We start from the raw sequence: 23,242 nt of genomic DNA, 5'->3' as shown, positions 1-23,242 counted from the left end.
CATCAGTGGGCCCCCGCGACTGCAATCGTGCTTGCGGCTTCAGCTTCTGCCGGGTTCGAGGCGCGAATGGTGCGCCACACGTTGTAGGCCATAAACAGCATGCCGCTGGCGAAAATGGCCCCGCCGATGGCGCGGACAATAAAGCCCGGGTGGCTGGCTTGCAGAGATTCTACGAACGAATAAGTCAGCGTGCCGTCGTCATTGATGGCGCGCCACATCAGGCCCTGGGTGATGCCGTTAACCCACATCGAGGCGATGTACAGCACGGTGCCGATGGTCGCCAGCCAGAAGTGGACGTTGATCAGGCCAACGCTGTACATCTGCTTTTGGCCATAGAGGCGAGGGATCATGTGGTACATCGAGCCGATGGAAATCATCGCGACCCAGCCCAGTGCCCCGGCGTGTACGTGGCCGATGGTCCAGTCGGTGTAGTGCGAGAGGGCGTTGACAGTCTTGATGGCCATCATCGGGCCTTCAAAGGTCGACATGCCGTAGAACGCCAAAGACACCACCAAAAAGCGCAGGATCGGGTCGGTGCGCAACTTATGCCAGGCGCCCGAGAGGGTCATCATGCCGTTGATCATGCCGCCCCAGCTCGGTGCCAGCAGGATGATCGACATGGCCATGCCCAGCGACTGCGCCCAGTCCGGCAATGCGGTGTAGTGCAAGTGGTGCGGGCCGGCCCAGATATACAGGGTGATTAAGGCCCAGAAGTGCACGATGGACAGGCGATAAGAGTAAATCGGGCGTTCGGCCTGTTTGGGCACGAAGTAATACATCATCCCCAAAAAGCCGGTCGTCAGGAAAAATCCGACCGCGTTATGGCCGTACCACCACTGGATCATGGCATCGGTCGCACCCGCATACGCCGAGTAGGACTTGAAAAAGCTCACCGGCAGAGACGCGTGGTTGACGATGTGCAGCATGGCCGTGACCACGATAAACGCGCCATAGAACCAGTTGCCCACATAGATGTGTTTGGTTTTACGCCGGGTAATGGTGCCGAAAAAGACAATGCCGTAGACCACCCAGACGATGGCCAGCAGGATAGCCAGCGGCCATTCCAGTTCGGCGTATTCCTTGGTGGTGGTGTAGCCCAGCGGCAGGGTGATGATTGCGCCGAGGATGACGGCTTGCCAGCCCCAGAACGTAAACGAGGCCAGGCTGTCGGAAATCAGCCGTGTCTGGCAGGTACGTTGCACCACGTAGTAAGACGTACCAAACAAGGCGCAGCCACCGAAGGCAAAAATCACAAGGTTGGTGTGCAGGGGGCGCAGACGACCGAAGGTTGTCCATTCAAGACCCAGGTTAAGTTCGGGCCACACAAGTTGTGACGCGATAAAAACCCCGAGTCCCATGCCAAGGATCCCCCAGACCACCGTCATGATGGCGAACTGGCGGACGACCTTATAGTTATAAGCAGTCGGATTGATTGCTGTGCTCATCGCAAGGTTCCACGGTTTTATAGTTATTAGAGGCAAAAACGGTCGCAAGTATGGATAAAGCATAGGGCTATTGCAACGAAGCCAGCCCTCGGTCAATGCCCTTCAGCGCTTGTTTTCCGGCTTTTCCACAGGCTAAGCAAGGTCAAAATGGCCGTTAAAAAACGCCCTGTGGAAGGCTGTCGTGAAGGGATTTGGCGAGGTGACTCTGGGGGAGAAAGTAAAAGAGGCGGCGAGGAATGTCCAGATATTGTTCACAGAAGTGTATACATCTTTACAGGAGCGACTCGCCGTCGCTCCTGTAAAGACGAGGGGTTACTCGGCGGTTTTCTCCTCTGCCGTGCCATGGGACAAGCTGTAGACGTAGGCTGCGACCAATTGCACTTTGTCGTTGCCCAGCAATTCGTTTTGCGCGGGCATATGGCCCTGGCGGCCATGGCGAATGGTTTGCTGCAATTGCGCCAGGCTGGTGCCGTAAATAAAGGCTGTCGGTGCCGTCAGGTCCGGCGCGCCCAGTAGCGGGTTACCTTTACCTTCAGGCCCGTGGCACGCCACGCAGGTGGTGGCGTACGCCTGCTGGCCGGCCTCCAGATTGAACGCGGCGCCTTTTGGCAGCGGTAGCCCCGCCAAGTCGTGGCGAACATAAGCCGAGACGTTCTTCACGCCTTCCTCGCCCAGCACCTCGCCCCAGGCCGGCATCATGCCGATGCGTCCGCCCATGATCGTCGCCTTGATGGTGTCTGCATCCCCGCCCCAGCGCCAGGACGCGTCCGTCAGGTTGGGAAAGCCAAACGCGCCCTTGGCGTCCGAGCCGTGGCACACCGAGCAGTTGGAGGCAAACAGGCGGCCACCCATTTTCAGGGCTGCCGGGTCTTGCGCCACTTGCTGCACCGGCATGGCTGCGTACTTGGCGAAAATGGGACCGAATTTGGCATCGGCCTTGTTCATCTCCTTTTCCCACTCGTGAACGCCGGTCCAGCCATCCTCGTAACCTGGCAGCAGGCCTTTCCAGTTGCCCAGGCCAGGGTAAAGGATCAAATAGCCGACCCCGAACACCAGCGTGCCGATGAACAGCATGAACCACCAGCGTGGCAGCGGGTTGTCGTACTCTTCGATGCCATCGAAACTGTGGCCCATGGTTTCGGTGGTTTCGCTTTTTTTCTCGCCCTTGCGCGTACCGAACAACAGCCAGGTCAGACCGATCAGCGTGCCAATGGTCAGCACGCTGACGTAAATACTCCAGAACTCAGACATTCTTTTTACTCCTGGACGCTTGCTCTTGCTCGACGTGTTTGATGGCCTCGGGGTCGTCCTTGAACGGCAGCAAGGTCGCATCGTCGAACTCTGCCTTGCGCCGCGGGCTGAACACCCACAGCGCCAGACCGATAAAAGCCACTGCAACCACCACAGTGCCCAGCCCGCGAATCATTCCACTACTCATGTCAAACACCATGGCTCACCTCTTGCTCTTGATGGCAGTGCCGAGCACTTGCAGGTAGGCGACCAGCGCGTCCATTTCGGTTTTACCCTTGACCGACTGCTTGGCATTGGCGATGTCTTCGTCGGTGTAAGGCACACCCAGTGTGCGCATCACTTCGAGTTTTTTCTCGGTATGGCTGCTGTCTACGGGCGTTGATACCAACCATGGATAAGCGGGCATTTTCGATTCAGGCACAACGTTGCGCGGGTTGTACAAGTGCGCGCGGTGCCAGTCATCCGAGTAACGCCCGCCCACTCGGGCCAGGTCCGGCCCGGTACGTTTGGAGCCCCACAGGAACGGGTGATCCCAGACGCTTTCACCCGCTACCGAATAGTGGCCATAACGCTCGGTCTCGGCGCGGAACGGGCGGATCATCTGCGAGTGGCAGCCCACGCAGCCTTCGCGGATGTACACGTCGCGACCTTCCAGTTGCAGCGCGGTGTAGGGCTTCATGCCTTCTACCGGGGTGTTGGTCACGTCTTCGAAAAACAGCGGGACGATCTGCGTCAGACCGCCGACGCTCACGCACAGAATCATCAGCAAGAGCATCAGGCCGATATTTTTTTCAATGATTTCGTGTTTCATGGCGGACTCCTCAGGCCATCTGCGCAGCGGCGACAACTTCAGCGGGCTCGGCATTACGCACCGTGCGCCACGTGTTGTAAGCCATCAGCAACATGCCACTCAGGAAAATCGCCCCGCCGATCAACCGCACGACGTAGCCCGGATGGCTGGCCACCAGGGTTTCGACGAAGGAGTACGTCAGCGTGCCGTCGGCATTGACCGCGCGCCACATCAGGCCCTGGGCGATGCCGTTGACCCACATCGAAGCGATGTACAGCACGGTGCCGATGGTCGCCAGCCAGAAGTGCGCGTTGATCAGGCCGATGCTGTACATCTGCGGGCGGCCGAAGACTTTAGGGATCATGTGGTACATCGCACCGATGGAGATCATCGCCACCCAGCCCAGCGCGCCGGCGTGTACGTGGCCGATGGTCCAGTCGGTGTAGTGGGAGAGGGCGTTGACGGTCTTGATGGCCATCATCGGGCCTTCGAAGGTCGACATGCCGTAGAACGCCAGCGACACCACCAAAAAGCGCAGGATCGGGTCGCTGCGCAACTTATGCCAGGCGCCCGAGAGCGTCATCATGCCGTTGATCATCCCGCCCCAGCTCGGTGCCAGCAGAATCAGCGACATCACCATGCCCAGCGACTGCGCCCAGTCCGGCAATGCGGTGTAGTGCAAGTGGTGCGGACCGGCCCAGATGTACAGGGTGATCAGCGCCCAGAAGTGCACGATGGACAGGCGATAGGAATAGATCGGGCGTTCGGCCTGCTTGGGCACGAAGTAATACATCATCCCCAAAAAGCCCGCTGTCAGGAAAAAGCCCACGGCGTTGTGGCCGTACCACCACTGCACCATGGCGTCAGTGGCGCCACCGTACAGCGAGTAGGACTTGGTGAAACTGACCGGGATTTCCAGGTTGTTGACGATGTGCAAAATCGCCACGGTCACGATAAACGCGCCGAAGAACCAGTTGCCCACATAAATGTGCTTGGTCTTGCGCTTCATGATCGTGCCAAAGAACACGATGGCGTAAGCGACCCAAACAATGGTGATCAAAATGTCGATCGGCCATTCCAGTTCAGCGTATTCCTTGGAACTGGTGTAACCCAGTGGCAAGCTGATGGCCGCCAGCAGAATCACCAGTTGCCAGCCCCAAAAGGTAAAGGCAGCGATTTTGGGCGCGAACAGCGTGGTTTGGCAGGTGCGTTGCACCGAGTAGAACGAGGACGCAAATAAGGCGCAACCGCCAAAGGCGAAAATCACCGCGTTGGTGTGCAGCGGGCGCAACCGCCCAAAGCTGGTCCAGGGCAAATCGAAGTTAAGTTCGGGCCAGACCAATTGCGCGGCGAGCAAGACGCCGAGCCCCATACCGACGATGCCCCAAACCACCGTCATAATGGAAAATTGGCGGACCACCTTATAGTTGTAGGCGGTACTGATAGAAGTGTTCATGGTTCCCCATCCACGGATCAGGCGAGTTCAACGCACGCCTGGAGTTATAGGCAGACTAAAAGCGAGGCAAGCATGGGCGTAGGCAGCAAAGTGGGTATTGACGAGGATCAATGGGCGAAGTGCCTGCAGGCGCGGGGCTGGCTATGGAGCGCTGCAAAAACACCATTATCGGCAACCTTGATCCTGGCTCACGGCGCAGGTGCGCCAATGGACAGTGACTGGATGACCGACATGGCTGAACGCCTTGCTGCACGCGGGATCAACGTGCTGCGCTTCGAGTTCCCGTATATGGCGCAACGGCGCCTGGATGGCGGCAAAAGGCCGCCCAATCCACAGGCTAAATTGCTGGAATGCTGGCGTGAGGTTTACAGCGAGGTGCGACGGCATGTCACTGGGCCCTTAGCCATCGGTGGCAAGTCCATGGGCGGGCGCATGGCCAGCCTGGTGGCTGATGAGCTGGGCGTTGATCGGCTGGTGTGCCTGGGTTACCCGTTCTATGCCGTGGGCAAGCCGGAAAAACCTCGGGTCGCGCATCTGGCTGAACTGCACACGCCGACCCTGATTGTGCAGGGTGAGCGCGACGCGCTGGGTAATCGGCTGACCGTTGAAACTTACCCATTGGCGCCGACGCTCGAACTGGTGTGGCTGGCCGCCGCCGACCATGACCTCAAGCCGCTCAAGGTTTCAGGGTTCACTCATGATCAACACTTGGAACGGGCCGCGGATAGCCTTGCAGGATGGCTCAAAAGAAGATGATGGTTTGATGCCGGGCGAGTGGATTTGCGACAGGGTGCTTGAGCTTCTCTACATGCTTGATGCGTTAAGTCCTACAGTAATCAAGGAAATTCCCGATGTTTTGTTCTGACGATTATTTTCATTCTTGGCGCCCTCGTACGTAGGTACGCTCGGCAATGTCGTTGAGCTCCGTACGAGAACTCAACACAAGAGAAAACAATCCTCATGCCCCAGTTCCTTTTCCCGCGTCAGTCCATTCTTGCCATAGCGATCAGTCAGACATTGTTGTTCTCAAGTGTTCAGGCATTCGCTGCTGATGAGGACCAGGTGTCAGCCCGGGACGGAGAAGAAGTCAGCGTCAGTGATCGCAAGATCGAAACAGTCAGCGCTGGCGTGTATGGAATGCATGCCTCCAGTGGCGGAAAAATCAAGTCCGCTGACATGGCTGTCGCAACGTCTGGTAAAGACGCTTACGGCGTGCTGGTTAACGGTCAGGGCAGCACATTCCAATCCACCGGGGAGCTTCAGATCGAGACTTCAGGTGAAGGCGCCACGGGCCTGCGCGTAGGCGTTGGTGCTGTAGCCGATGTGGAGAAAGTCACCGTTGTTACCACCGGCAATGCCGCTGCCGGTATTTATGCGTTCAGTGACGGGGCTATCCAACTGGGCGGCGGCAGCGTCACCACCACAGGAGACCACAGCGCAGGGATTTTGGGGTGGCAGCTCAGTTCCGTGGAAGCGGCCAACCTGCAGATCCGCACTGAAGGCTACCGCTCGTTGGGTGTTGAAGGGCACAGTGGTGCAGTCATTGATTTGCAAGGCAGTTCAATTGTCACTGAAGGGGATCAGTCCTCCGGTGCAGGTGCTGAGAGCGGTGCTTCGATTGAATTGAGCCAGGGCTCGTCGATTGTTACCCGTGGCCGAGAGTCCCATGGTGTGGTTTCTATCGGCAACAGCAGCTTGGTGACACTGAACGACAGTTCCATCGAAACCTTTGGCGAAGGTTCAGCAGGCGTTGTGACCCAATCCGGCGGCCGGGTAGAACTCAACAATTCCCACGTTAAAGCCAATGGCGCCGGTGCGGTCGGTGCGCAACTGAACGGTGGCACTCTGGCCGTCAACGGTGGCTCGATTCAATCGCAAACCGCGGCAGCGATCAATATCAGTGGCCAAGGCAACACAGTGGCCATCGATAACGCTTATATCGGCAGTGTTGAGGGGCCGGCCATAAAAGTTGAAGGCGGCGCACAGGCAACCATTACGGTCAGTAATGGTTCCACGCTGTCTGCTGGCAATGGTCGGGGCGAATTGCTCGACGTGCAGTCTGACAGCGTGCTGGACCTTGTCGTCGATGGCAGCTATTTGCACGGCAACCTGACCATCCCTGAGGGCGGCCTGGTGAATGTGCGTTTGCAGAATGGAACACGTTTTACCGGGCAGATGAGCGACGTCAAAAACCTGCAACTTGATGCAGGCGTCGGCTGGGACATTATGGGTGACAGCAATGTCGAGTCCTTGGTGCTCAATGGCGGGAGCATCGACTTTGCCAAAGCTGAGGGGTTTCATCAGCTGTCCATGGGCGAGTTGTCCGGCAATGGCTCCTTTGGGCTGAAGCTGGACATGGACAACCAGCAAGTCGACTTTCTCAACATAGAAGGCCAGGCGACGGGCAATCATGTGTTGAGCATTCAGAACAGCGGTGCCGAGCCTGAATCCGGCTTTGATCCTTTGCAGGTGGTTCACACCGGTGGCGGCGATGCGCAGTTCAGCGTGCTGGGCGAGCGTGTCGACCTTGGGGCTTATTCGTATGGGCTGGAGCGTCAGGGCGACGATTGGTTTTTGACCGGCGAAGACCGTGAGGTAAGCCCGGCCACCCGCAGTGTTCAGGCGCTGTTTAACAGTGCGCCGACCGTCTGGTATGGCGAGATGAGTACCTTGCGCAGCCGTATGGGCGAGGTCAGAAGCAGCGGGCAGGGCGGTGCCTGGATGCGCAGCTACGGTAACCAGTACCGGGTTGCAGGTCGCGATGGCCTGGGCTTTGAGCAACAGCAGAGCGGTTTTTCGCTGGGCGTGGACGCGCCGCTGGCTCTCACTGACGGTGTGCTGCTGGTGGGGTTGCTCGGCGGTTACAGCAAATCTGACCTGTCTCAGTCACGCGGTTCCTCAGGCACTGTCGACAGTTTTTATGTCGGGACTTACGGGACCTGGATGAACAACAACGGTTATTACGTGGATGGCGTGCTTAAGCTCAACCAGTTCCAGAATCGCGCGGACGTCTTGATGAGCGATTTCAGCAAGGCCAAAGGCAGCTACCGCAACTATGGGCTGGGTGCTTCGCTGGAAGCCGGTCGGCAGATCCAGCTCACCGAACACCTGTTCATCGAGCCTTTCGCTCAGGTGTCTGCGGTGGCAGTGCAAGGAAAGTCGTTCAGTCTGGACTCAGAGCTGAAGGCCGATAACGCGGCCACCCACTCCCTGCTCGGTAAAGTGGGCATGACCCTTGAACATCGTAATCAATGGCTAAGCCCTTATATCAAAGTCGCACTGGCTCAAGAGTTTGCCCGAGACAATGACGTCGAGGTCAACGGGCATCGCTTCAACAATGATCTGTACGGCACCCGTGCTGAGTTGGGGGCCGGTCTGGCGCTGTCGTTGTCCAGTAACCTGCAATTGCACGCAGACTTCGACTACATGAACGGCCAAGGTATCGAACAACCTTGGGGGGCCAATGTCGGGGTGCGATACGCATTTGACTGAAGCATGATTAAAAAAAAGCCAGAGCGAACGCTCTGGCTTTTTAGTTTCAGCGGTTAAACCGCTCCACCAGCGAATATTGAATATTCACGGTTTGCGCCAGTTCTTCACTGAGCAGGGCCGAATGCTGCGCCTGTTCCGAGGTTTGGTCGGCAAGGTCGGCAATGGTGCTGATGTTACGGCTGACTTCTTCGGCCACGGCACTTTGCTCTTCGGTGGCGGCGGCAATTTGGGTGGTCATATCGGTGATATTGGCCACCGCTTCGCTGATCCCGATCAGTGCCGCGTCGGCTTCCAGCACCCGTGCCACGCCTTCTTGTGCCTGGCGGTGGCCGGCGTCCATGGTTTGTACGGCTGTGGCGGCGGTTTGTTGCAGCTTGGCAATCAAGCCGTGAATCTGGCCGGTCGAGGTGCTGGTGCGTTGCGCCAGTTGGCGTACTTCATCGGCCACAACAGCAAAACCCCGGCCCATTTCACCGGCACGTGCCGCTTCAATGGCTGCGTTCAAGGCCAACAGGTTGGTCTGGTCGGCAATGCCCTTGATCACGTCGACGACACCGCCAATCTCGTCACTGTCTTTCGCCAGTTGGGTCACCGTCGCGCCGGTTTCACCGACGACCACCGACAGGCGCTCAATGGCCTCGCGGGTTTCACCGGCAATGTCGCGGCCGCGGCTGGTCAGGCGATTGGCTTCTTGCGTGGCATCGGCAGTGCGCTGCACATGGCTGGCGACCTCTTGGGTCGTCGCGGCCATCTGGTTCACGGCGGTAGCAACCTGCTCGGTTTCAACCCGCTGGCGCTCCAGCCCGGTGGAGCTCTTGTGCGCCAGCACGTCCGATTGACGGGCTTGCTCGCTGAGGTGCTCGGCGGTGTCTTGCAGACGGGTCAGGCAGGTTTTGAGGCGCGCTTCCTGGCTCAGGATGGACATTTCCAGACGCGCTTGCGGGCCACGGCTGTCGGTGTACATCTGGGCAATCAGAGGGTCAGAAGTGGTCTGTTCGGCCAGGCGCAGCAAACGCTTGATCCCGCGTTGCTGCCAGGTCAGGCCCAGCAGCCCCAGCGGAATCGACAACAGGGCGGCCAAGGCAAAACCCCAACTGGAGTTGAACAGCGCACCGATCACAAAGCTCAGTTGGCTGACCAGAATGAACGGTAGCCAGTCCTGCAGCACCGGCAGCCACTTGTCGCGGCGCGGTACGGCGGGCTTGCCGCGATTGATGCGCTGGTACAGCGCTTCGGCGCGGCGGATCTGTTCGGCCGTCGGCTTGACCCGCACCGACTCGTAGCCCACTACGCGTTCGTTTTCAAACACCGGGGTCACATACGCATTCACCCAGTAATGATCGCCGGACTTGCAGCGGTTTTTGACGATGCCCATCCACGGCATGCCCTTTTTCAGGGTGCTCCACATATGTTCGAACACCGCCGAAGGCACATCCGGATGGCGCACAAGGTTATGCGGTGCGCGCACCAGCTCATCACGCGAAAACCCGCTGATGTCGACGAAGTCGTCGTTGCAGTAGGTGATCACGCCTTTGGTATCGGTAGTGGAAATCAACCGTTGCTGCGCGGGGAATGTGCGTTCGCGCTGGGTGATGGGCTGGTTGTTACGCATGTCGTTTCAATCCGCAAGACTTTGATAGGCTTTCGGCACGCGCAACGAATTGTTTAATTAATATTTCTGCTGCAACAGCGTGCATCAACGCTGTCGCAGTCTTGGGGCGAGCTTAAGGCGCCAGCATGGGATAGGTGAAGAACGCCAAGTGCAGCACGTTAAGACCAAAGTGCGTGGCAATCGCCGCACTTAACCCGCCAAAGCGGTAGGCCAGGCCATAGCAAAGTCCGGCAATGCCGGCCAACAGTACCCACTGCCAACCGGCACCGATATGCGCCAGGCCGAACAACAGCGAGGCAATGACCAAGGCTAGGGTTTGCCCGTACGGCAGTTGCTTGAACCAGCGACTCAACCCGCCCTGCAAATAGCCGCGAAACAGCGCTTCTTCGACCAGTGTCACCAGCAGCAGGTTATTCAACAGCCAAATCCAGCCCTGGCTGGGCCACTTCGGCGCCCAGGCCACAATGCCCAGCAACAGCGCGCCACCCAGCGCGGCCAAGGCGGCCAGCACCAGCCCCATCAATGCGGCGCCCACTGATGCGCGCCAGTTAAAGCGCGGTGCTATCCACGGGCACACCAGCAGCAGCCAAAAGCCGATCAGGGGTTTGTCCAGATTCAGGTACATCGAAAAGGGCACGGCATCCGGGGTCAGCCGCTCGGGGCTGATGGCACGGCCGTTGTGAAAACCGGGCAGCCAATGCAGGGCCAAAGCCAGGGCCAGCAACACAAACACAGCGTGTCCGGCATAGCGCAGCCATGAGCGTTGGGTTTGGTGGGCAGCAAACCCGCTCACCACGAGGGCGGCCAGGGCAATAACAGCTTGAACGCCTAATTGGCCATAGCTCATGGCAATGCCGTAGCCGAGGGTCAAGAGGGCGAGATAAGGCCAGGGCAGGGCGATCATGCGAATCCTAGGGGGAGAAGGGCGCACGATTATAACGATTCAGCATGAAGGAAATGGTGTGAACATGAAGGAATAGGCGCGGGCTTGCTCGCGATGCAGGCAATGCGGTTTTTCTGTTAGACCGCGTCGATACCATCGCGAGCAAGCCCGCTCCCACAGGTTTGGCTATTACGAAGCAATCAACTGGCGCAGAACGTAGTGCAAGATCCCGCCCGCCTTGAAGTATTCAACTTCATTCAGGGTGTCGATCCGGCACAGGACCTCGACCTTTTCCTGCTGGCCGTCTTCACGGGTGATCACCAAGGTCAGGTTCATCCGCGGTTGAATGTCGGCCCCGGTCAGCCCGAGGATGTCCAGGGTCTCCTTGCCGGTGAGTTTCAGGCTCTTACGGTTCTGGTCCAGCTTGAACTGCAAGGGCAACACGCCCATGCCCACCAGGTTGGAGCGGTGGATACGCTCAAAACTCTCGGCAATCACCGCTTTGACGCCCAGCAGGTTGGTGCCTTTGGCCGCCCAGTCGCGGCTCGAACCCGTGCCGTACTCCTGACCGGCAATCACCACCAAGGGCGTGCCCGAGGCCTGATAACGCATGGCCGCGTCGTAGATCGCCAGCTTTTCGCCGGTCGGGATGTACAGGGTGTTGCCTCCTTCTTCACCGCCGAGCATTTCGTTGCGAATACGGATGTTGGCGAAGGTGCCACGCATCATCACTTCATGGTTGCCGCGTCGCGAACCGTAGGAGTTGAAGTCCTTGGGCTCGACGCCTTTCTCGCGCAGGTAGCGCCCGGCCGGGCTGTCGGCCTTGATATTGCCGGCAGGGGAGATGTGGTCGGTGGTCACCGAATCCCCCAGCAGCGCCAGAATGTTCGCGCCCTTGACGTCTTCGATGACCGGCAATGGCCCGTCAATGTCGTCGAAGAACGGCGGGTGCTGGATGTACGTCGAGCTGTCTTGCCAGACATACGTCGCCGCCTGCGGTACTTCGATGGCTTGCCATTGCTCGTCACCGGCAAACACTTCGGCGTATTCCTTGTGGAACATGCTGGTGCTGACTTGCGCCACGGCGTCGGCGATTTCTTTCTGGTTCGGCCAGATATCGCGCAGGTACACCGGCTGACCGTCTTTGCTCACGCCTAGTGGCTCGCTGCTGATATCGATACGCACCGTACCGGCCAATGCATAGGCCACCACCAGCGGCGGCGAGGCCAGCCAGTTGGTTTTGACCAGCGGGTGTACCCGGCCTTCAAAGTTACGGTTGCCCGACAGCACAGACGCCACGGTCAGGTCCGCCTGGGTAATGGCTTTTTCAATGGGATCGGGCAGCGGCCCGGAGTTGCCAATACAAGTGGTACAGCCATACCCCACCAGGTCGAAGCCCAATTGATCGAGGTACGGTGTGAGGCCAGCGGCCTTGTAGTAATCGGTAACCACCTTGGAGCCGGGGGCCAATGAGGTTTTCACCCAAGGCTGGCTTTTCAGGCCTTTTTCAACGGCTTTTTTCGCCACCAGCCCGGCAGCCATCATCACGCTGGGGTTGGAGGTGTTGGTGCACGAGGTAATGGCGGCAATCACCACGGCACCGTTTTTCAGGCGCCAGGTTTTGCCATCGAGGCTGTAATCCGCCTCGCCAACCGACTCTGCGCTGCCCACGGCCACGCCGCCACCGCCTTCACTTTCGAGGCGGCCTTCTTCTTTACTGGCCGGTTTGAACTGCAGGCTCAAGAAGTCGCTGAAGGCTTGCGCCAGGTTGGGCAGGGCGACCCGGTCTTGCGGGCGTTTTGGCCCGGCGAGGCTGGCCTCGACGGTGCCCATGTCGAGCGCCAGAGTGTCGGTGAAAATCGGTTCCTGGCCCGCTTCGCGCCACAGACCCTGGGCTTTGCAGTAAGCCTCGACCAGCTTGACTGTGGCGTCCGGACGACCGGATAAACGCAGGTAATCGAGGGTGATCTCATCCACCGGGAAAAACCCGCACGTAGCGCCGTATTCCGGGGCCATGTTGGCAATGGTGGCACGGTCTGCCAGGGGCAAATCGGCCAGGCCATCGCCATAAAACTCGACGAACTTGCCGACCACGCCCTTGCTGCGCAGCATTTGCGTAACGGTCAGCACCAGGTCAGTAGCGGTGATGCCTTCTTTAAGCTTGCCACTAAGTTTGAAACCCACCACTTCAGGGATCAGCATCGAGACGGGCTGGCCGAGCATGGCGGCTTCGGCTTCAATCCCGCCCACGCCCCAGCCCAATACGCCAAGGCCGTTGATCATGGTGGTGTGCGAATCGGTGCCTACCAGAGTGTCGGGGAAGGCATAGGTGCGGCCGTCTTCGTCTTTGGTCCAGACCGTACGGCCCAGGTATTCCAGGTTCACCTGGTGACAAATCCCGGTGCCGGGCGGTACCACGCTGAAATTATCGAAGGCATCCTGGCCCCAGCGCAAAAACGCATAGCGTTCGCCGTTGCGTTCCATTTCGATGTCGACGTTTTGCTCAAAAGCGCTGGTGCTGCCGAACTTGTCGACCATCACCGAGTGGTCAATCACCAGGTCAACCGGTGACAACGGGTTGATGCGCTGCGGGTCGCCCCCGGCCTTGGCCATGGCGGCGCGCATGGCGGCCAGGTCGACCACCGCTGGTACGCCGGTAAAATCCTGCATCAACACCCGTGCCGGGCGGTACTGGATTTCACGGTCGCTGCGGCGTTCCTTGAGCCAGGCGGCGAGAGCCTTGAGGTCGGGTTCGGTGACGGTTTTGCCGTCTTCCCAGCGCAGCAGGTTTTCCAGCAGCACTTTAAGAGACATCGGCAGCTTGCTCAAATCGCCCAGGGTTTTGGCGGCGAGCGGCAGGCTGAAGTAGTGATAAGTCTTATCGTCGACTTTTAAGGTAGAAAGGGTTTTCAGGCTATCGAGGGAGGACATGAAATGACTCCTTTTGATCCGCACGGCACGGATCGTGTGATACGAACAGAACAGTGAGCAGAGCTTCAAACCTAGCCCTGATTCAGTGATCTGGCTAATAACTGGACTGTCTATAAGGCTTCAAGGTTCCGAACTCAGTTATCATGCCCGCCTTTTCGTGACAGACCTTGTTCCAGGACAAGGTAGCGCAGCGGTTTAATGTCTTGCCGCTGCCCAGGAGTAAATCAATGAACACCGTTTTTATGCATTGCCGGCCCGGTTTTGAAGGCGAAGTCTGCTCGGAAATCGCCGAGCATGCCGCCCGTCTTAATGTCTCCGGCTACGCCAAGGCCAAGCCAAGCGCGGCCTGTGCCGAGTTTGTCTGCACCGAAGCAGGCGGTGCTGAGCGCCTGATGCAGCGCCTGCGCTTCGCCGAGCTGATTTTCCCGCGCCAATGGGCACGCGGCAGTTTTGTCGAGCTGCCGGAAACCGACCGGATCAGCGTCATCCTTGAACACATGGCCGATTTTCCGGTGTGTGGCAGCCTGTGGCTGGAAGTGGTCGACACCAACGACGGCAAAGAACTGTCCAACTTCTGCAAGAAGTTCGAAGGGCATTTGCGCAAGGCGCTGCTCAAGGCGGGCAAGCTGGTCGAAAACGCCGACGACAAACCGCGCCTGCTGCTGACCTTCAAAAGTGGCCGCGAAGTGTTCCTCGGCCTGGCAGAGTCCAACAACTCGGCCATGTGGCCGATGGGCATTCCGCGTCTCAAGTTCCCGCGTGAAGCCCCGAGCCGCTCGACCCTCAAGCTGGAGGAGGCCTGGCACCACTTCATCCCGCGTGATCAATGGGATGATCGTTTGCACAGTGACATGACCGGCGTTGACCTCGGCGCAGCCCCCGGTGGCTGGACCTGGCAACTGGTCAATCGCGGCATGCTGGTGATCGCCATCGACAACGGCCCCATGGCAGAAAGCCTGATGGACACCGGGCTGGTGCAACACTTGATGGCTGATGGCTTTACCTTCAAGCCCAAGCAGCCGGTGGACTGGATGGTTTGCGACATCGTCGAGAAGCCTGCGCGCAATGCGGCGATGCTCGAAGAATGGATTGGCGAAGGGCATTGCCGTGAGGCGGTGGTCAACCTCAAGTTGCCGATGAAACAACGCTACGCCGAAGTGCGTCGTCTTCTGGACCGCATTGCCGACGGCTTCAAGGCGCGCGGTATCCAGGTTGAAATCGGCTGCAAGCAGCTGTACCACGACCGTGAAGAAGTGACCTGCCATTTGCGTCGACTGGACGTGAAAAAGCCTAAATCCCGCTGATTCAGGAGTACCCCATGAGTTTTGCTGACCTGCCGCTTGACGGCACTCTGGACGCCAGCGGTCTGAACTGCCCAGAGCCGGTGATGATGCTGCACCAACACATTCGCGATCTGGTGCCGGGTGGCTTGCTGAAGGTGATCGCGACCGACCCGTCGACCCGCCGCGACATTCCCAAGTTCTGCGTGTTTTTGGATCACGAACTGGTCGGCCAGGCCGAAGAAGCGGGCACGTACCTGTACTGGATCCGCAAAAAGCAGGATTGATCGGCCCAAACGTGCCGACAACGCCTACACTGCCAGTCCTTGAAAGGAGCCTGCCATGCTGATTGTTGCTGATGAAAATATTCCGTTGGTCGATGCGTTCTTTGCTGAATTCGGTGAAATACGCCGTTTGCCGGGGCGCCAGATCACCCGGGCCGATGTGCACGATGCGGATGTCTTGCTGGTGCGTTCGGTGACCAAGGTCGACGGCGATCTGCTTGAAGGCAGCGCCGTGCGTTTTGTCGGTACGTGCACCATCGGCACCGATCACCTGGCGCTCGATTACTTTCATCAAGAGGGCATTCAATGGTCCAGCGCGCCCGGCTGCAATGCCCGCGGTGTGGTGGACTACGTGCTCGGCAGCTTGCTGACACTGGCCGAAATCGAAGGCGCCGACCTCAATCAGCGCACTTACGGTGTGGTCGGGGCCGGTGAAGTGGGCGGGCGTCTGGTCAATGTGCTCAAGGGCCTGGGCTTCAACGTGCTGGTGTGCGATCCGCCGCGTCAGGCGGCAGAGGGCGGTGACTACGTCAGCCTTGAGCAGATCATCGAACGTTGCGATGTCATCAGCCTTCACACGCCTCTGGATAAATCCGCAGAGAACGCGACCTGGCACTTGCTCGACCAGCAGCGTTTGAACCAGCTCAAACACGGCACCTGGCTGATCAACGCCAGCCGTGGCCCGGTGATCGACAACAACGCCCTGCGTGAAGTGCTGACCCGGCGCGAAGACCTGCAAGCGGTACTGGATGTGTGGGAAGCCGAGCCGCAAGTTGATGTCGAACTGGCCGACCTGTGTGTACTGGCAACGCCGCACATTGCCGGTTACAGCCTGGACGGCAAGCAGCGGGGCACGGCGCAGATTTACCAGGCGTTCTGCGATTTTCTGGGGCAGGAAGCGGTTATCAAACTGGCCGACTTACTGCCTGCGCCCTGGCTGGCCAAGGTTGAACTGAGTGCTGACAGCGACACGGCCTGGGCGCTGGCGACGGTATGCCGTGGGGTTTACGACCCGCGCCGTGACGATGCGGACTTTCGTCGCAGCCTGGTGGGCACGGTTCAGGAGCAAAAGCTGGCGTTTGACGCCTTGCGCAAACACTACCCGGTCCGCCGCGAAATCGAAGGCCTACAGGTACGTATAGAGGGTGAGTCGCAGGGTTTGACGCAGATGGTTAAAGCGCTGGGCGCAGTACGGGTGTAGGAGCGAGCTTGCCTCGCGATCTTTTGATCTTTTAAAAGATCGCGGGCAAGTAAGGTGTTGTCAGCTTCAGTCTTTGTTTACAGGCTTGACCAAACGCTGTTCCAGTTCTTGGCAGGCGTTCTGAATCATCTCTTCAGTGATGAGAACTTCATTACCTTCAGCGTCGATAAAGGCACACCCCAACGACGGTTGCTGGTGGGTGCGAATTACCGGAAGTGCTTGAGTGTTGATTGATTCCATGGCCTGTCTCCTCATCAGGGTGTAGCGCTACTTTAGATCCGTTAAATGACCAAGCTGTTACACACTTGGCCGCGGAACCCAGTCCAACAGAAATACTTCGAAACTTCTACCCTCACTTTAGAACTTTAACGCCTAGGGCTTGTGGCACCCGGTCATATTCAAAACGACTGAGAAAGGTTTACCAAGTGTTACCCCGGTTCGTTGTAGGCTGTGTGCGGCTTTCAACACTCGACCCCCTTTGCGGAACACCCCCATGCTCTCTTCCCGTCAGCGCCGTGCCATTCGTCTGGTCATTCATTTTGTAGCCCCTTACCGCTGGCATGCGGTCGGCGCCTTGCTGGCCCTGATCGTCACGGCGGGGATCACGCTGTCGATGGGGCAGGGCATTCGTTTGCTCGTCGACAAAGGCTTTATGACCCAATCACCGCACATGCTCAACCAGTCCATTGGGTTGTTTTTGCTGCTGGTGCTGGGCTTGGCGGTGGGCACATTCGTGCGTTTCTACCTGGTGTCGTGGATTGGCGAGCGGGTGGTGGCTGACATTCGTCGACAAGTATTCAACCACCTGATCGGTTTGCACCCCGGTTTTTACGAAAACAACCGCAGCTCGGAAATCCAGTCGCGGCTGACCACCGACACAACATTGCTGCAATCGGTCATCGGTTCCTCGCTGTCGTTGTTTTTGCGCAACAGCCTGATAGTGATCGGCGGCGTGGTGCTGCTGTTTATCACTAACCCCAAGCTCACCAGCATCGTCGTGGTCGCCTTGCCCCTGGTGCTGTCACCGATCTTGATCTTTGGTCGTCGCGTGCGCAGCTGGTCGCGTCAAAGCCAGGACCGCATTGCCGATGTTGGCAGCTACGTGGCCGAGGCCCTGACCCAGATCAAAACCGTCCAGGCCTACAACCATCAGCAACAAGACCAGCAGCGTTTTGCGCAAACCGTCGAAGGCGCCTTTGCCACGGCGCGCAAACGTATCTTGCAGCGGGCCTGGTTGATCACCCTGGTGATCTCGCTGGTGCTGGGCGCAGTCGGCGTGATGCTCTGGGTGGGCGGCATGGATGTTATCGCCGGGCGCATTACGGGCGGTGAACTGGCCGCGTTTGTGTTCTACAGCCTGGTGGTCGGCAGTGCCGTCGGCACCCTGAGTGAAGTGATTGGCGAACTGCAACAGGCGGCAGGGGCGGCTGAGCGGATCAGCGAACTGCTGCAGTCCAAAAGCCAGATCGTCGTACCGGACAGCGGGTTGCAAGTGTTGCCAGAGCGGGTTGAAGGCAACATGCGCCTCGAAGATGTGTATTTTTCTTACCCGTCGCGTCCCGAAAGCTACGCGATTGCGGGCCTGAGCCTGACCATCAATGCAGGCGAAACCCTGGCCTTGGTCGGGCCGTCCGGGGCTGGCAAATCGACCTTGTTTGATTTGCTGTTGCGTTTCTATGACCCCCAGCAAGGGCAAATCTTGCTGGAAGGGCGACCTGTCCAGCAACTTGACCCGCACGACTTGCGCCGCTGCTTTGCCCTGGTATCGCAGACCCCGGCGCTGTTTTTTGGCACGGTCGAAGACAACATCCGCTATGGCAACCCGCAGGCAACAGATGCCCAGGTCGAGGCGGCGGCGCGTATTGCCCATGCCCACGACTTCATCCTGCAAATGCCCCAAGGCTATAAAACCCACTTGGGCGATGGCGGTCAGGGGTTGTCGGGCGGGCAGCGGCAACGCCTGGCGATTGCCCGGGCACTGCTGGTGGATGCGCCGATTTTACTGTTGGACGAAGCCACCAGCGCGCTGGATGCGCAAAGTGAACACTTGATCCAGGAAGCGTTGCCCAGCCTGATGAAAGGCCGTACCACGCTGGTGATCGCCCATCGACTGGCGACGGTGCAGAATGCCGATCGCATTGCCGTGATGGATCAGGGCAAGTTGGTGGCGGTGGGCACGCATGCCCAATTGATTGCCAGTAACCCGCTGTATGCGCGGTTGGCAGCGTTGCAGTTCAACACAGCGGACTAACCCTGTAGGAGCGAGCTTGCCTCGCGATCTTTTAAACATCAAAAGATCGCGAGACAAGCTCGCTCCTACGCGGGGCTAACTCAGCGGTACTCGCACAGGTAAGCGGTATCTACTACGACCTCAAGCTGAAACTTGCTGTTGGCCGGTACGTTGAACTGGCTGCCTGTCTTGAGCGTTTCAAACTCGCTGCTGCCCGGCAGCTTGACCTTCAGCTCGCCCGAGACGACGTGCATGATTTCACGCTCGGCGGTGCCGAACTCGTATTTACCCGGGGCCATGACGCCAATAGTGGCTTTGCCTTCAGCTTGTGTGAACGCAATCGACTTGACGGTGCCGTCGAAGTATTCGTTGACTTTAAACATGGCGATTCCTCGGAATGGGTTAAAAAGGCTGGCCAGTATGCAGAAGCCGTTTTATCCCGTCACGCCCTTTTGTAGAGGCTCGGCGCTGCACTAAACCCGCAACACCAGAGGCAATAAACGCGCGGTATTGCGCGCATCTTCCAGGGCGCGGTGCTGCTGCCCGCTGAACTGCATACCGGCCAGTTGCAGCGCACTGTTGAGGCCCAGCGGCTGTTTTAGCTGGCGGACCTGGGCAAATTGGTGCTTGAGGTTCATATGCGGCAAACGCGCCAAGGCGCTGTCGAGCTGCTTTTGTTGCCATTCCTGTTCCAGTTGCTTGCGGTCGTACTCACCCCAACTGGCCCAGCCTTCCAGTTTGGGCAGGTGCTGGCCCAGCCAGCGCTCGAACTGCTCCCAAACCTGCCCGGTAGGGCTGGCGTTATCAATATTGGCTTGGGTGATATGGGTTAATTGACGGCAAAAAGCAGTCAGCAGCGGGCGCCGTTGCGGCCGTACAAAACGCTGAAAGTGGTCTATTTCGCGCCCGGCACGGGTGACCACGCTGGCACCGATTTCGATGACTTCCATTTCTTCCAGAGGCCAGCCGCCGTCATCGGTGGTGGCTTCCAAGTCAATTACCAGCCAGTGAGGCATGTGCAGCTTTCCTTAAACAACATCGGCATTGAGGATGCAGCGTAGCTAATGCGCAGCCACGGGGCACTTAATTTGTAGTGGGCCACACCACGTTTGCTTGCTAGTCTAGGCGCGCTTAAATTACGGTCGTACTCGATCTCAGGTCCTGTACCCATTAATAAGTTCCAGTTGCGGGCGTCCCCGATGTGCACAGCGTTTAAGTGTTTGCCAATGTGGATGGTCCGCAGTGTGTTGCTGGCGCTGAGTGTCACCTTGATGTCGCCGGTGTGGGCCGCGCAGGAAATTCGCGTCGGTGCGGCGCATTTTCCGCCGTATATCGTGCGCCCGGAACGCGGCTCCGACACGGGCTTGCTGCAAAAATTGCTGAGTGCGATGAATGAGTTACAAACTGATTATAAATTCACCGCCGTCCCCACCTCGCTGGCGCGCAGGGTGCGTGATTTTGATCAGGGCCGCGTTGACCTGATCCTTTTTGAAAGCTCCAACTGGGGCTGGCAGGGGGTCGATTACGATGCTGTCGACCTTGGCCTTGTTGACTCGGAAGTGTTTATTGCCAAGCAACAGCCGGGGCGTGACCAATCCTATTTTGATGATTTAAAGGGGAAACGGCTGGCGCTTTTTTCCGGCTATCACTACGCCTTTGCAGATTTCAATCCTGCCCCCAGCTACTTGCTCAACCACTTTGACGCGACCTTGACCTACTCCCACGAAAGCAACCTGCAGATGGTCTTGCGCGGGCGGGTAGACATGACCTTGATGACGCGATCCAACCTCAATGACATGCTCAGACACAATCCGCAGTACAAATCTCGCGTGCTGATATCTGACCGTGCCGACCAGCGCTACCATCACTACGCCTTCATTCGGCCCCATGGCCCGATCAAAGCCGAAGAAGTGACCAAGTTGATCAAAGCGCTCAAGGACAATGGCCAGTTAAAAGCGATTTTTGCCCCTTACGATATTGAACTCGTCGAGACCGAGTCCTAAATTTTGCCCCGCGACCAACGTCACACAGCCTAACTGTTGACGACAATCGTGAGTCCAAAATGACTGCAATCGCTTCGCACCCGCAGCGCCCGGCCAAACCCCAGGGCGAAGTCTATCGGCGCTTCGACCCCCAGCTTGGCGCCTGGATCTCCTTGCGTACGCTGGACATCGAGCTTGACCTCGAACGCTTCAACCGCTGGCAGAACACCCCGCGAGTACTGGCCTTCTGGGATGAAGGGGGCAGCCTTGACGACCATCGCCAGTACCTCGAAAAACTGGCCAACGACCCGCACACCCTGACCTTGATCGGTTGCTTTGACGACCAGCCATTTGCCTATTTCGAAGCCTATTGGGCCAAAGAAGATCGCATCGCGCCCTTTTACGACGCAGACGATTACGACCGTGGCATTCATATGCTGGTGGGGGAGCAGGCCCATCGCGGGCCGCACAAGGTTGCCAGTTGGTTATCCGCCTTGACCGATTACCTGTTGCAGGACGATCCGCGCACCCGGCGCATCGTGGCCGAGCCTCGTGCTGACAACGACAAAATGATCGGTTACATGCAGGCGCAGGGCTATGCGCGGATCAAGGAATTCGACTTCCCGCACAAACGGGCGGCCTTGATGGTGCTGGAAAGGACAATCGAAAACCAACGCTAAAGCGACGTTCATTTTGTAGGAGCGAGCTCGCCTCGCGATCTTTTGATCTTCTTTTGATCTTCAAAGATCGCGAGCCCTCTCACAAAAAAGCTGATTTCAGCGGCGACTAAAGGTATCTGGCTGGCTGCCCGAAACCTTGCGGCAGTGAATCAGCGCGTCGCGAATCATGAAGTTGACCAGTGTTGGCGACACCCCCAGCTCTTTGGCGATGTCCTTTTGCTGCACACCGTGCAAGCGGTACATCTCAAACGCATAACGGGTGCGGCTTGGCAGCTCGGTCAGGGCGTCTGCGATGTTTTCCAGGGTCGAAAAATTGATATGCGAGGTTTCTGGCGAGGCGCCATTGATCACCACATTCAAGCCTTCCTCTTCTGTGCCCGAGTATTTCTGCTCCAGTGCCTGCTTGCGGTAGTGATCAATCGCCAGGTTGCGCACGATCTGGAACAGATAGCTCAGTTGCGCCTTGAATGACGAGGTGATCTGCGGCGCGGACTGCAAACGGAAGAAAGCGTCCTGCACCACGTCTTCGGCCCGAGATCGGCAGCCGGTGATCCGCGCTGCAATTTTGACCAGGATTAATCGGTTGTCGACAAAGGCTTGAAGTAAGGGTGAGTCACACCTGCTTGTGGACATTTGTTCCGTCATGGAGATCACCTGTGGCTAGTGAAAACGTGCGGGCCATTGCTCGGTTGGCGCCGTCACAGTGCGAAACAAACTAGGCTTAATGATAATGATTGTCAATTGAGAAAGGTAATTAGTACGCATCCTTTCAAGAGATTGAGATAAGCCTCACATCCCGCGTGTTTTGCAACAAAAAGCCACTATCGCGAGGGCTAATTATTTGCCCGGGTCAACCGTTCACAAGGGGCGAAGGTCTGTGTTGCAGACCCGCGATGAACGGTTAACACAGGAGGGTGATATGGCGTTTGCATGTGCACGGGCGGCGTTTTACGGCGGGGGCGCAGACCATGACTGAAGTCATTCAGTTGCGCTTGTTTTGCCTGCCTTACTCCGGCGCCAGCGCCATGGCATACAGCCGTTGGCGCCGCTTGCTGCCCGCCTGGCTGCAGGTGCGGCCGCTGGAATTACCGGGGCGCGGGATGCGCATGGACGAGCCCTTGCAGAGCGATATTCGCGCATTGGCCGGCGAGTTGGCCGATGAAATCAGCCCGGAACTGGACCGCCCTTACGCGTTGTTCGGCCACAGCATGGGCGGTCTGTTGGCCTTTGAGCTGGCCCACGCCTTGCGTGAGCGCGGAGTGCCCGAGCCGCTGGCCTTGTTTGCATCTGCCACGGCCGGCCCGGCCCGCCGGGATGTTAGCGAGTACGCGGTGGCCAAGACCAACGCGCAACTGATCGAGCGCTTGCGCGAACTCAACGGCACCCCCGAAGAGGTGCTGGCCAATGCCGAACTGATGCACCTGATGCTGCCGATACTGCGCGCTGACTTCCTGTTGTGCGGCAGTTTCAGACACGACCGACGCGCCCCGTTGCCGCTGCCCATTCACGTGTTTGGCGGCAAGCAAGACAGCGTGCGCGCCGAGCAACTGCTCGATTGGCAGGCCGACACCAGCCGCGCGTTTTCCCTGGACATGTTTGAAGGCCATCACTTTTTTCTGCACCAGCAAGAAACCGCCTTGTTGCGTTGCCTGCGCCGGTACGCCGAAGAACACCTGCTGCGCCGGCGTCAGCAACAGGCTCGGCGAGTGCCCGGCTAAAGCGGCG

General features: G+C 58.4%; 20 protein-coding genes and 1 pseudogene. 9 read left to right on the top strand and 12 right to left on the bottom strand.

Annotation, left to right across the window (positions count from 1 at the left end; all coding sequences use genetic code 11):
• Positions 1–2: 2 nt before the first annotated feature.
• The 5 genes from ccoN (GHO25_RS06190) to ccoN (GHO25_RS06170) form a co-directional block, all read right to left on the bottom strand.
• The gene (gene ccoN, locus GHO25_RS06190; RefSeq protein WP_048368830.1) at positions 3–1,445 is read right to left on the bottom strand and encodes a cytochrome-c oxidase, cbb3-type subunit I; all 1,443 of its coding nucleotides are present in this window, start codon (positions 1,443–1,445) and stop codon (positions 3–5) included.
• Between the two features lie 312 nt (positions 1,446–1,757).
• Entirely contained in the window at positions 1,758–2,696 is a 939-nt protein-coding gene (ccoP, locus tag GHO25_RS06185; RefSeq protein ID WP_153390158.1) for a cytochrome-c oxidase, cbb3-type subunit III, read from the bottom strand.
• Positions 2,689–2,883, bottom strand: coding sequence for a CcoQ/FixQ family Cbb3-type cytochrome c oxidase assembly chaperone (locus GHO25_RS06180; protein ID WP_048369081.1), 195 nt, complete (start codon positions 2,881–2,883; stop codon positions 2,689–2,691). The genes ccoP and GHO25_RS06180 overlap by 8 nt, the downstream gene beginning before the upstream one ends.
• Before the next feature lie 15 nt (positions 2,884–2,898).
• Entirely contained in the window at positions 2,899–3,507 is a 609-nt protein-coding gene (ccoO, locus tag GHO25_RS06175; RefSeq protein WP_048368832.1) for a cytochrome-c oxidase, cbb3-type subunit II, read from the bottom strand.
• Between the two features lie 10 nt (positions 3,508–3,517).
• Positions 3,518–4,942, bottom strand: coding sequence for a cytochrome-c oxidase, cbb3-type subunit I (ccoN, locus tag GHO25_RS06170; RefSeq protein WP_048368833.1), 1,425 nt, complete (start codon positions 4,940–4,942; stop codon positions 3,518–3,520).
• A gap of 72 nt (positions 4,943–5,014) precedes the next feature.
• Here ccoN (GHO25_RS06170) and GHO25_RS06165 point away from each other — a divergent pair, with 72 nt between their 5' ends.
• Positions 5,015–5,698 carry an alpha/beta family hydrolase gene (locus GHO25_RS06165; protein WP_153390157.1) on the top strand — a complete coding sequence of 228 codons (684 nt, stop codon included), beginning with the start codon at positions 5,015–5,017 and terminating at the stop codon, positions 5,696–5,698.
• Between the two features lie 204 nt (positions 5,699–5,902).
• Positions 5,903–8,434 (top strand): autotransporter outer membrane beta-barrel domain-containing protein, encoded by a 2,532-nt coding sequence (locus tag GHO25_RS26315; protein WP_218581067.1) that lies wholly within the window; start codon positions 5,903–5,905, stop codon positions 8,432–8,434.
• Between the two features lie 46 nt (positions 8,435–8,480).
• On the opposite strand, the gene GHO25_RS06150 is transcribed toward GHO25_RS26315, so the two are convergent.
• From GHO25_RS06150 to acnA, 3 genes are all read right to left on the bottom strand, one after another.
• Positions 8,481–10,046, bottom strand: coding sequence for a PAS domain-containing methyl-accepting chemotaxis protein (locus GHO25_RS06150; protein WP_048368835.1), 1,566 nt, complete (start codon positions 10,044–10,046; stop codon positions 8,481–8,483).
• Positions 10,047–10,158: 112 nt separating this feature from the next.
• Positions 10,159–10,950: a CPBP family intramembrane glutamic endopeptidase gene (locus GHO25_RS06145; protein WP_153390155.1), complete on the bottom strand. Its 792-nt coding sequence runs from the start codon at positions 10,948–10,950 to the stop codon at positions 10,159–10,161.
• Positions 10,951–11,118: 168 nt separating this feature from the next.
• Positions 11,119–13,860 (bottom strand): aconitate hydratase AcnA, encoded by a 2,742-nt coding sequence (acnA, locus tag GHO25_RS06140; protein ID WP_153390154.1) that lies wholly within the window; start codon positions 13,858–13,860, stop codon positions 11,119–11,121.
• Positions 13,861–14,087: 227 nt separating this feature from the next.
• On the opposite strand from acnA, the gene rlmM reads away from it, so the two are divergent.
• The 3 genes from rlmM to pdxB are packed head-to-tail and all read left to right on the top strand — an operon-like array spanning position 14,088 to position 16,625.
• On the top strand, positions 14,088–15,164 hold the full coding sequence (rlmM, locus tag GHO25_RS06135; protein ID WP_153326648.1) for a 23S rRNA (cytidine(2498)-2'-O)-methyltransferase RlmM: 1,077 nt from the start codon (positions 14,088–14,090) through the stop codon (positions 15,162–15,164).
• Positions 15,165–15,178: 14 nt separating this feature from the next.
• Positions 15,179–15,427 (top strand): sulfurtransferase TusA, encoded by a 249-nt coding sequence (tusA, locus tag GHO25_RS06130; protein WP_048368839.1) that lies wholly within the window; start codon positions 15,179–15,181, stop codon positions 15,425–15,427.
• A 55-nt stretch (positions 15,428–15,482) separates the two neighbouring features.
• Positions 15,483–16,625, top strand: a complete 1,143-nt coding sequence (gene pdxB / locus GHO25_RS06125) for a 4-phosphoerythronate dehydrogenase PdxB (RefSeq protein ID WP_153390153.1) — start codon at positions 15,483–15,485, stop codon at positions 16,623–16,625.
• A 66-nt stretch (positions 16,626–16,691) separates the two neighbouring features.
• Here pdxB and GHO25_RS26090 read toward each other — a convergent pair whose 3' ends face one another.
• Positions 16,692–16,865, bottom strand: a complete 174-nt coding sequence (locus tag GHO25_RS26090) for a PA1571 family protein (RefSeq protein WP_048368841.1) — start codon at positions 16,863–16,865, stop codon at positions 16,692–16,694.
• A 253-nt stretch (positions 16,866–17,118) separates the two neighbouring features.
• On the opposite strand from GHO25_RS26090, the gene GHO25_RS06120 reads away from it, so the two are divergent.
• Positions 17,119–18,876, top strand: coding sequence for an ABC transporter transmembrane domain-containing protein (locus GHO25_RS06120; RefSeq protein WP_153390152.1), 1,758 nt, complete (start codon positions 17,119–17,121; stop codon positions 18,874–18,876).
• Between the two features lie 80 nt (positions 18,877–18,956).
• Here GHO25_RS06120 and GHO25_RS06115 read toward each other — a convergent pair whose 3' ends face one another.
• Complete coding sequence (locus GHO25_RS06115) at positions 18,957–19,238, bottom strand: pyrimidine/purine nucleoside phosphorylase (RefSeq protein WP_153390151.1); 282 nt, start codon at positions 19,236–19,238, stop codon at positions 18,957–18,959.
• Positions 19,239–19,328: 90 nt separating this feature from the next.
• A complete protein-coding gene (locus tag GHO25_RS06110) occupies positions 19,329–19,871 on the bottom strand; it encodes an exonuclease domain-containing protein (RefSeq protein WP_153390150.1) in 543 nt (180 codons plus the stop codon).
• A gap of 210 nt (positions 19,872–20,081) precedes the next feature.
• Between GHO25_RS06110 and GHO25_RS06105 the strand changes: the two genes are divergently transcribed.
• Together GHO25_RS06105 and GHO25_RS06100 are read left to right on the top strand one after the other, a co-directional pair.
• Positions 20,082–20,858 (top strand): ABC transporter substrate-binding protein, encoded by a 777-nt coding sequence (locus GHO25_RS06105; protein WP_153390149.1) that lies wholly within the window; start codon positions 20,082–20,084, stop codon positions 20,856–20,858.
• Positions 20,859–20,935: 77 nt separating this feature from the next.
• A pseudogene (locus GHO25_RS06100) lies at positions 20,936–21,517 on the top strand (GNAT family N-acetyltransferase); the annotation flags it as partial.
• A gap of 96 nt (positions 21,518–21,613) precedes the next feature.
• Here the strand turns inward: GHO25_RS06100 and GHO25_RS06095 are convergent.
• Positions 21,614–22,162, bottom strand: coding sequence for an RNA polymerase factor sigma-70 (locus tag GHO25_RS06095; protein ID WP_048368846.1), 549 nt, complete (start codon positions 22,160–22,162; stop codon positions 21,614–21,616).
• Between the two features lie 323 nt (positions 22,163–22,485).
• Here GHO25_RS06095 and GHO25_RS06090 point away from each other — a divergent pair, with 323 nt between their 5' ends.
• Positions 22,486–23,235, top strand: a complete 750-nt coding sequence (locus GHO25_RS06090) for a thioesterase II family protein (protein WP_153390148.1) — start codon at positions 22,486–22,488, stop codon at positions 23,233–23,235.
• Positions 23,236–23,242 lie beyond the last annotated feature (7 nt).

This window comes from Pseudomonas sp. FSL R10-1350 (assembly GCF_009600525.1).
Lineage (GTDB): Bacteria > Pseudomonadota > Gammaproteobacteria > Pseudomonadales > Pseudomonadaceae > Aquipseudomonas > Aquipseudomonas helleri.
Note: the sequence above shows the minus strand (reverse complement) of the source record. Positions and strands in the feature narration are given on the sequence as shown.

Excerpts from the sequence above, each read along its gene's own strand:
- GHO25_RS06180 (WP_048369081.1), bottom strand. The coding sequence starts at position 2,883 with ATGAGTAGTGGAATGATTCGCGGGCTGGGCACTGTGGTGGTTGCAGTG.
- tusA (WP_048368839.1), top strand. The coding sequence starts at position 15,179 with ATGAGTTTTGCTGACCTGCCGCTTGACGGCACTCTGGACGCCAGCGGT.
- GHO25_RS06165 (WP_153390157.1), top strand. The coding sequence starts at position 5,015 with ATGGGCGTAGGCAGCAAAGTGGGTATTGACGAGGATCAATGGGCGAAG.
- ccoN (WP_048368830.1), bottom strand. The coding sequence starts at position 1,445 with ATGAGCACAGCAATCAATCCGACTGCTTATAACTATAAGGTCGTCCGC.
- acnA (WP_153390154.1), bottom strand. The coding sequence starts at position 13,860 with ATGTCCTCCCTCGATAGCCTGAAAACCCTTTCTACCTTAAAAGTCGAC.
- ccoP (WP_153390158.1), bottom strand. The coding sequence starts at position 2,696 with ATGTCTGAGTTCTGGAGTATTTACGTCAGCGTGCTGACCATTGGCACG.
- GHO25_RS06095 (WP_048368846.1), bottom strand. The coding sequence starts at position 22,162 with ATGACGGAACAAATGTCCACAAGCAGGTGTGACTCACCCTTACTTCAA.
- GHO25_RS06120 (WP_153390152.1), top strand. The coding sequence starts at position 17,119 with ATGCTCTCTTCCCGTCAGCGCCGTGCCATTCGTCTGGTCATTCATTTT.
- ccoO (WP_048368832.1), bottom strand. The coding sequence starts at position 3,507 with ATGAAACACGAAATCATTGAAAAAAATATCGGCCTGATGCTCTTGCTG.
- GHO25_RS06090 (WP_153390148.1), top strand. The coding sequence starts at position 22,486 with ATGACTGAAGTCATTCAGTTGCGCTTGTTTTGCCTGCCTTACTCCGGC.
- GHO25_RS06115 (WP_153390151.1), bottom strand. The coding sequence starts at position 19,238 with ATGTTTAAAGTCAACGAATACTTCGACGGCACCGTCAAGTCGATTGCG.
- GHO25_RS06150 (WP_048368835.1), bottom strand. The coding sequence starts at position 10,046 with ATGCGTAACAACCAGCCCATCACCCAGCGCGAACGCACATTCCCCGCG.
- GHO25_RS06145 (WP_153390155.1), bottom strand. The coding sequence starts at position 10,950 with ATGATCGCCCTGCCCTGGCCTTATCTCGCCCTCTTGACCCTCGGCTAC.
- GHO25_RS26090 (WP_048368841.1), bottom strand. The coding sequence starts at position 16,865 with ATGGAATCAATCAACACTCAAGCACTTCCGGTAATTCGCACCCACCAG.
- GHO25_RS26315 (WP_218581067.1), top strand. The coding sequence starts at position 5,903 with ATGCCCCAGTTCCTTTTCCCGCGTCAGTCCATTCTTGCCATAGCGATC.
- GHO25_RS06110 (WP_153390150.1), bottom strand. The coding sequence starts at position 19,871 with ATGCCTCACTGGCTGGTAATTGACTTGGAAGCCACCACCGATGACGGC.
- pdxB (WP_153390153.1), top strand. The coding sequence starts at position 15,483 with ATGCTGATTGTTGCTGATGAAAATATTCCGTTGGTCGATGCGTTCTTT.
- GHO25_RS06105 (WP_153390149.1), top strand. The coding sequence starts at position 20,082 with ATGTGGATGGTCCGCAGTGTGTTGCTGGCGCTGAGTGTCACCTTGATG.
- ccoN (WP_048368833.1), bottom strand. The coding sequence starts at position 4,942 with ATGAACACTTCTATCAGTACCGCCTACAACTATAAGGTGGTCCGCCAA.
- rlmM (WP_153326648.1), top strand. The coding sequence starts at position 14,088 with ATGAACACCGTTTTTATGCATTGCCGGCCCGGTTTTGAAGGCGAAGTC.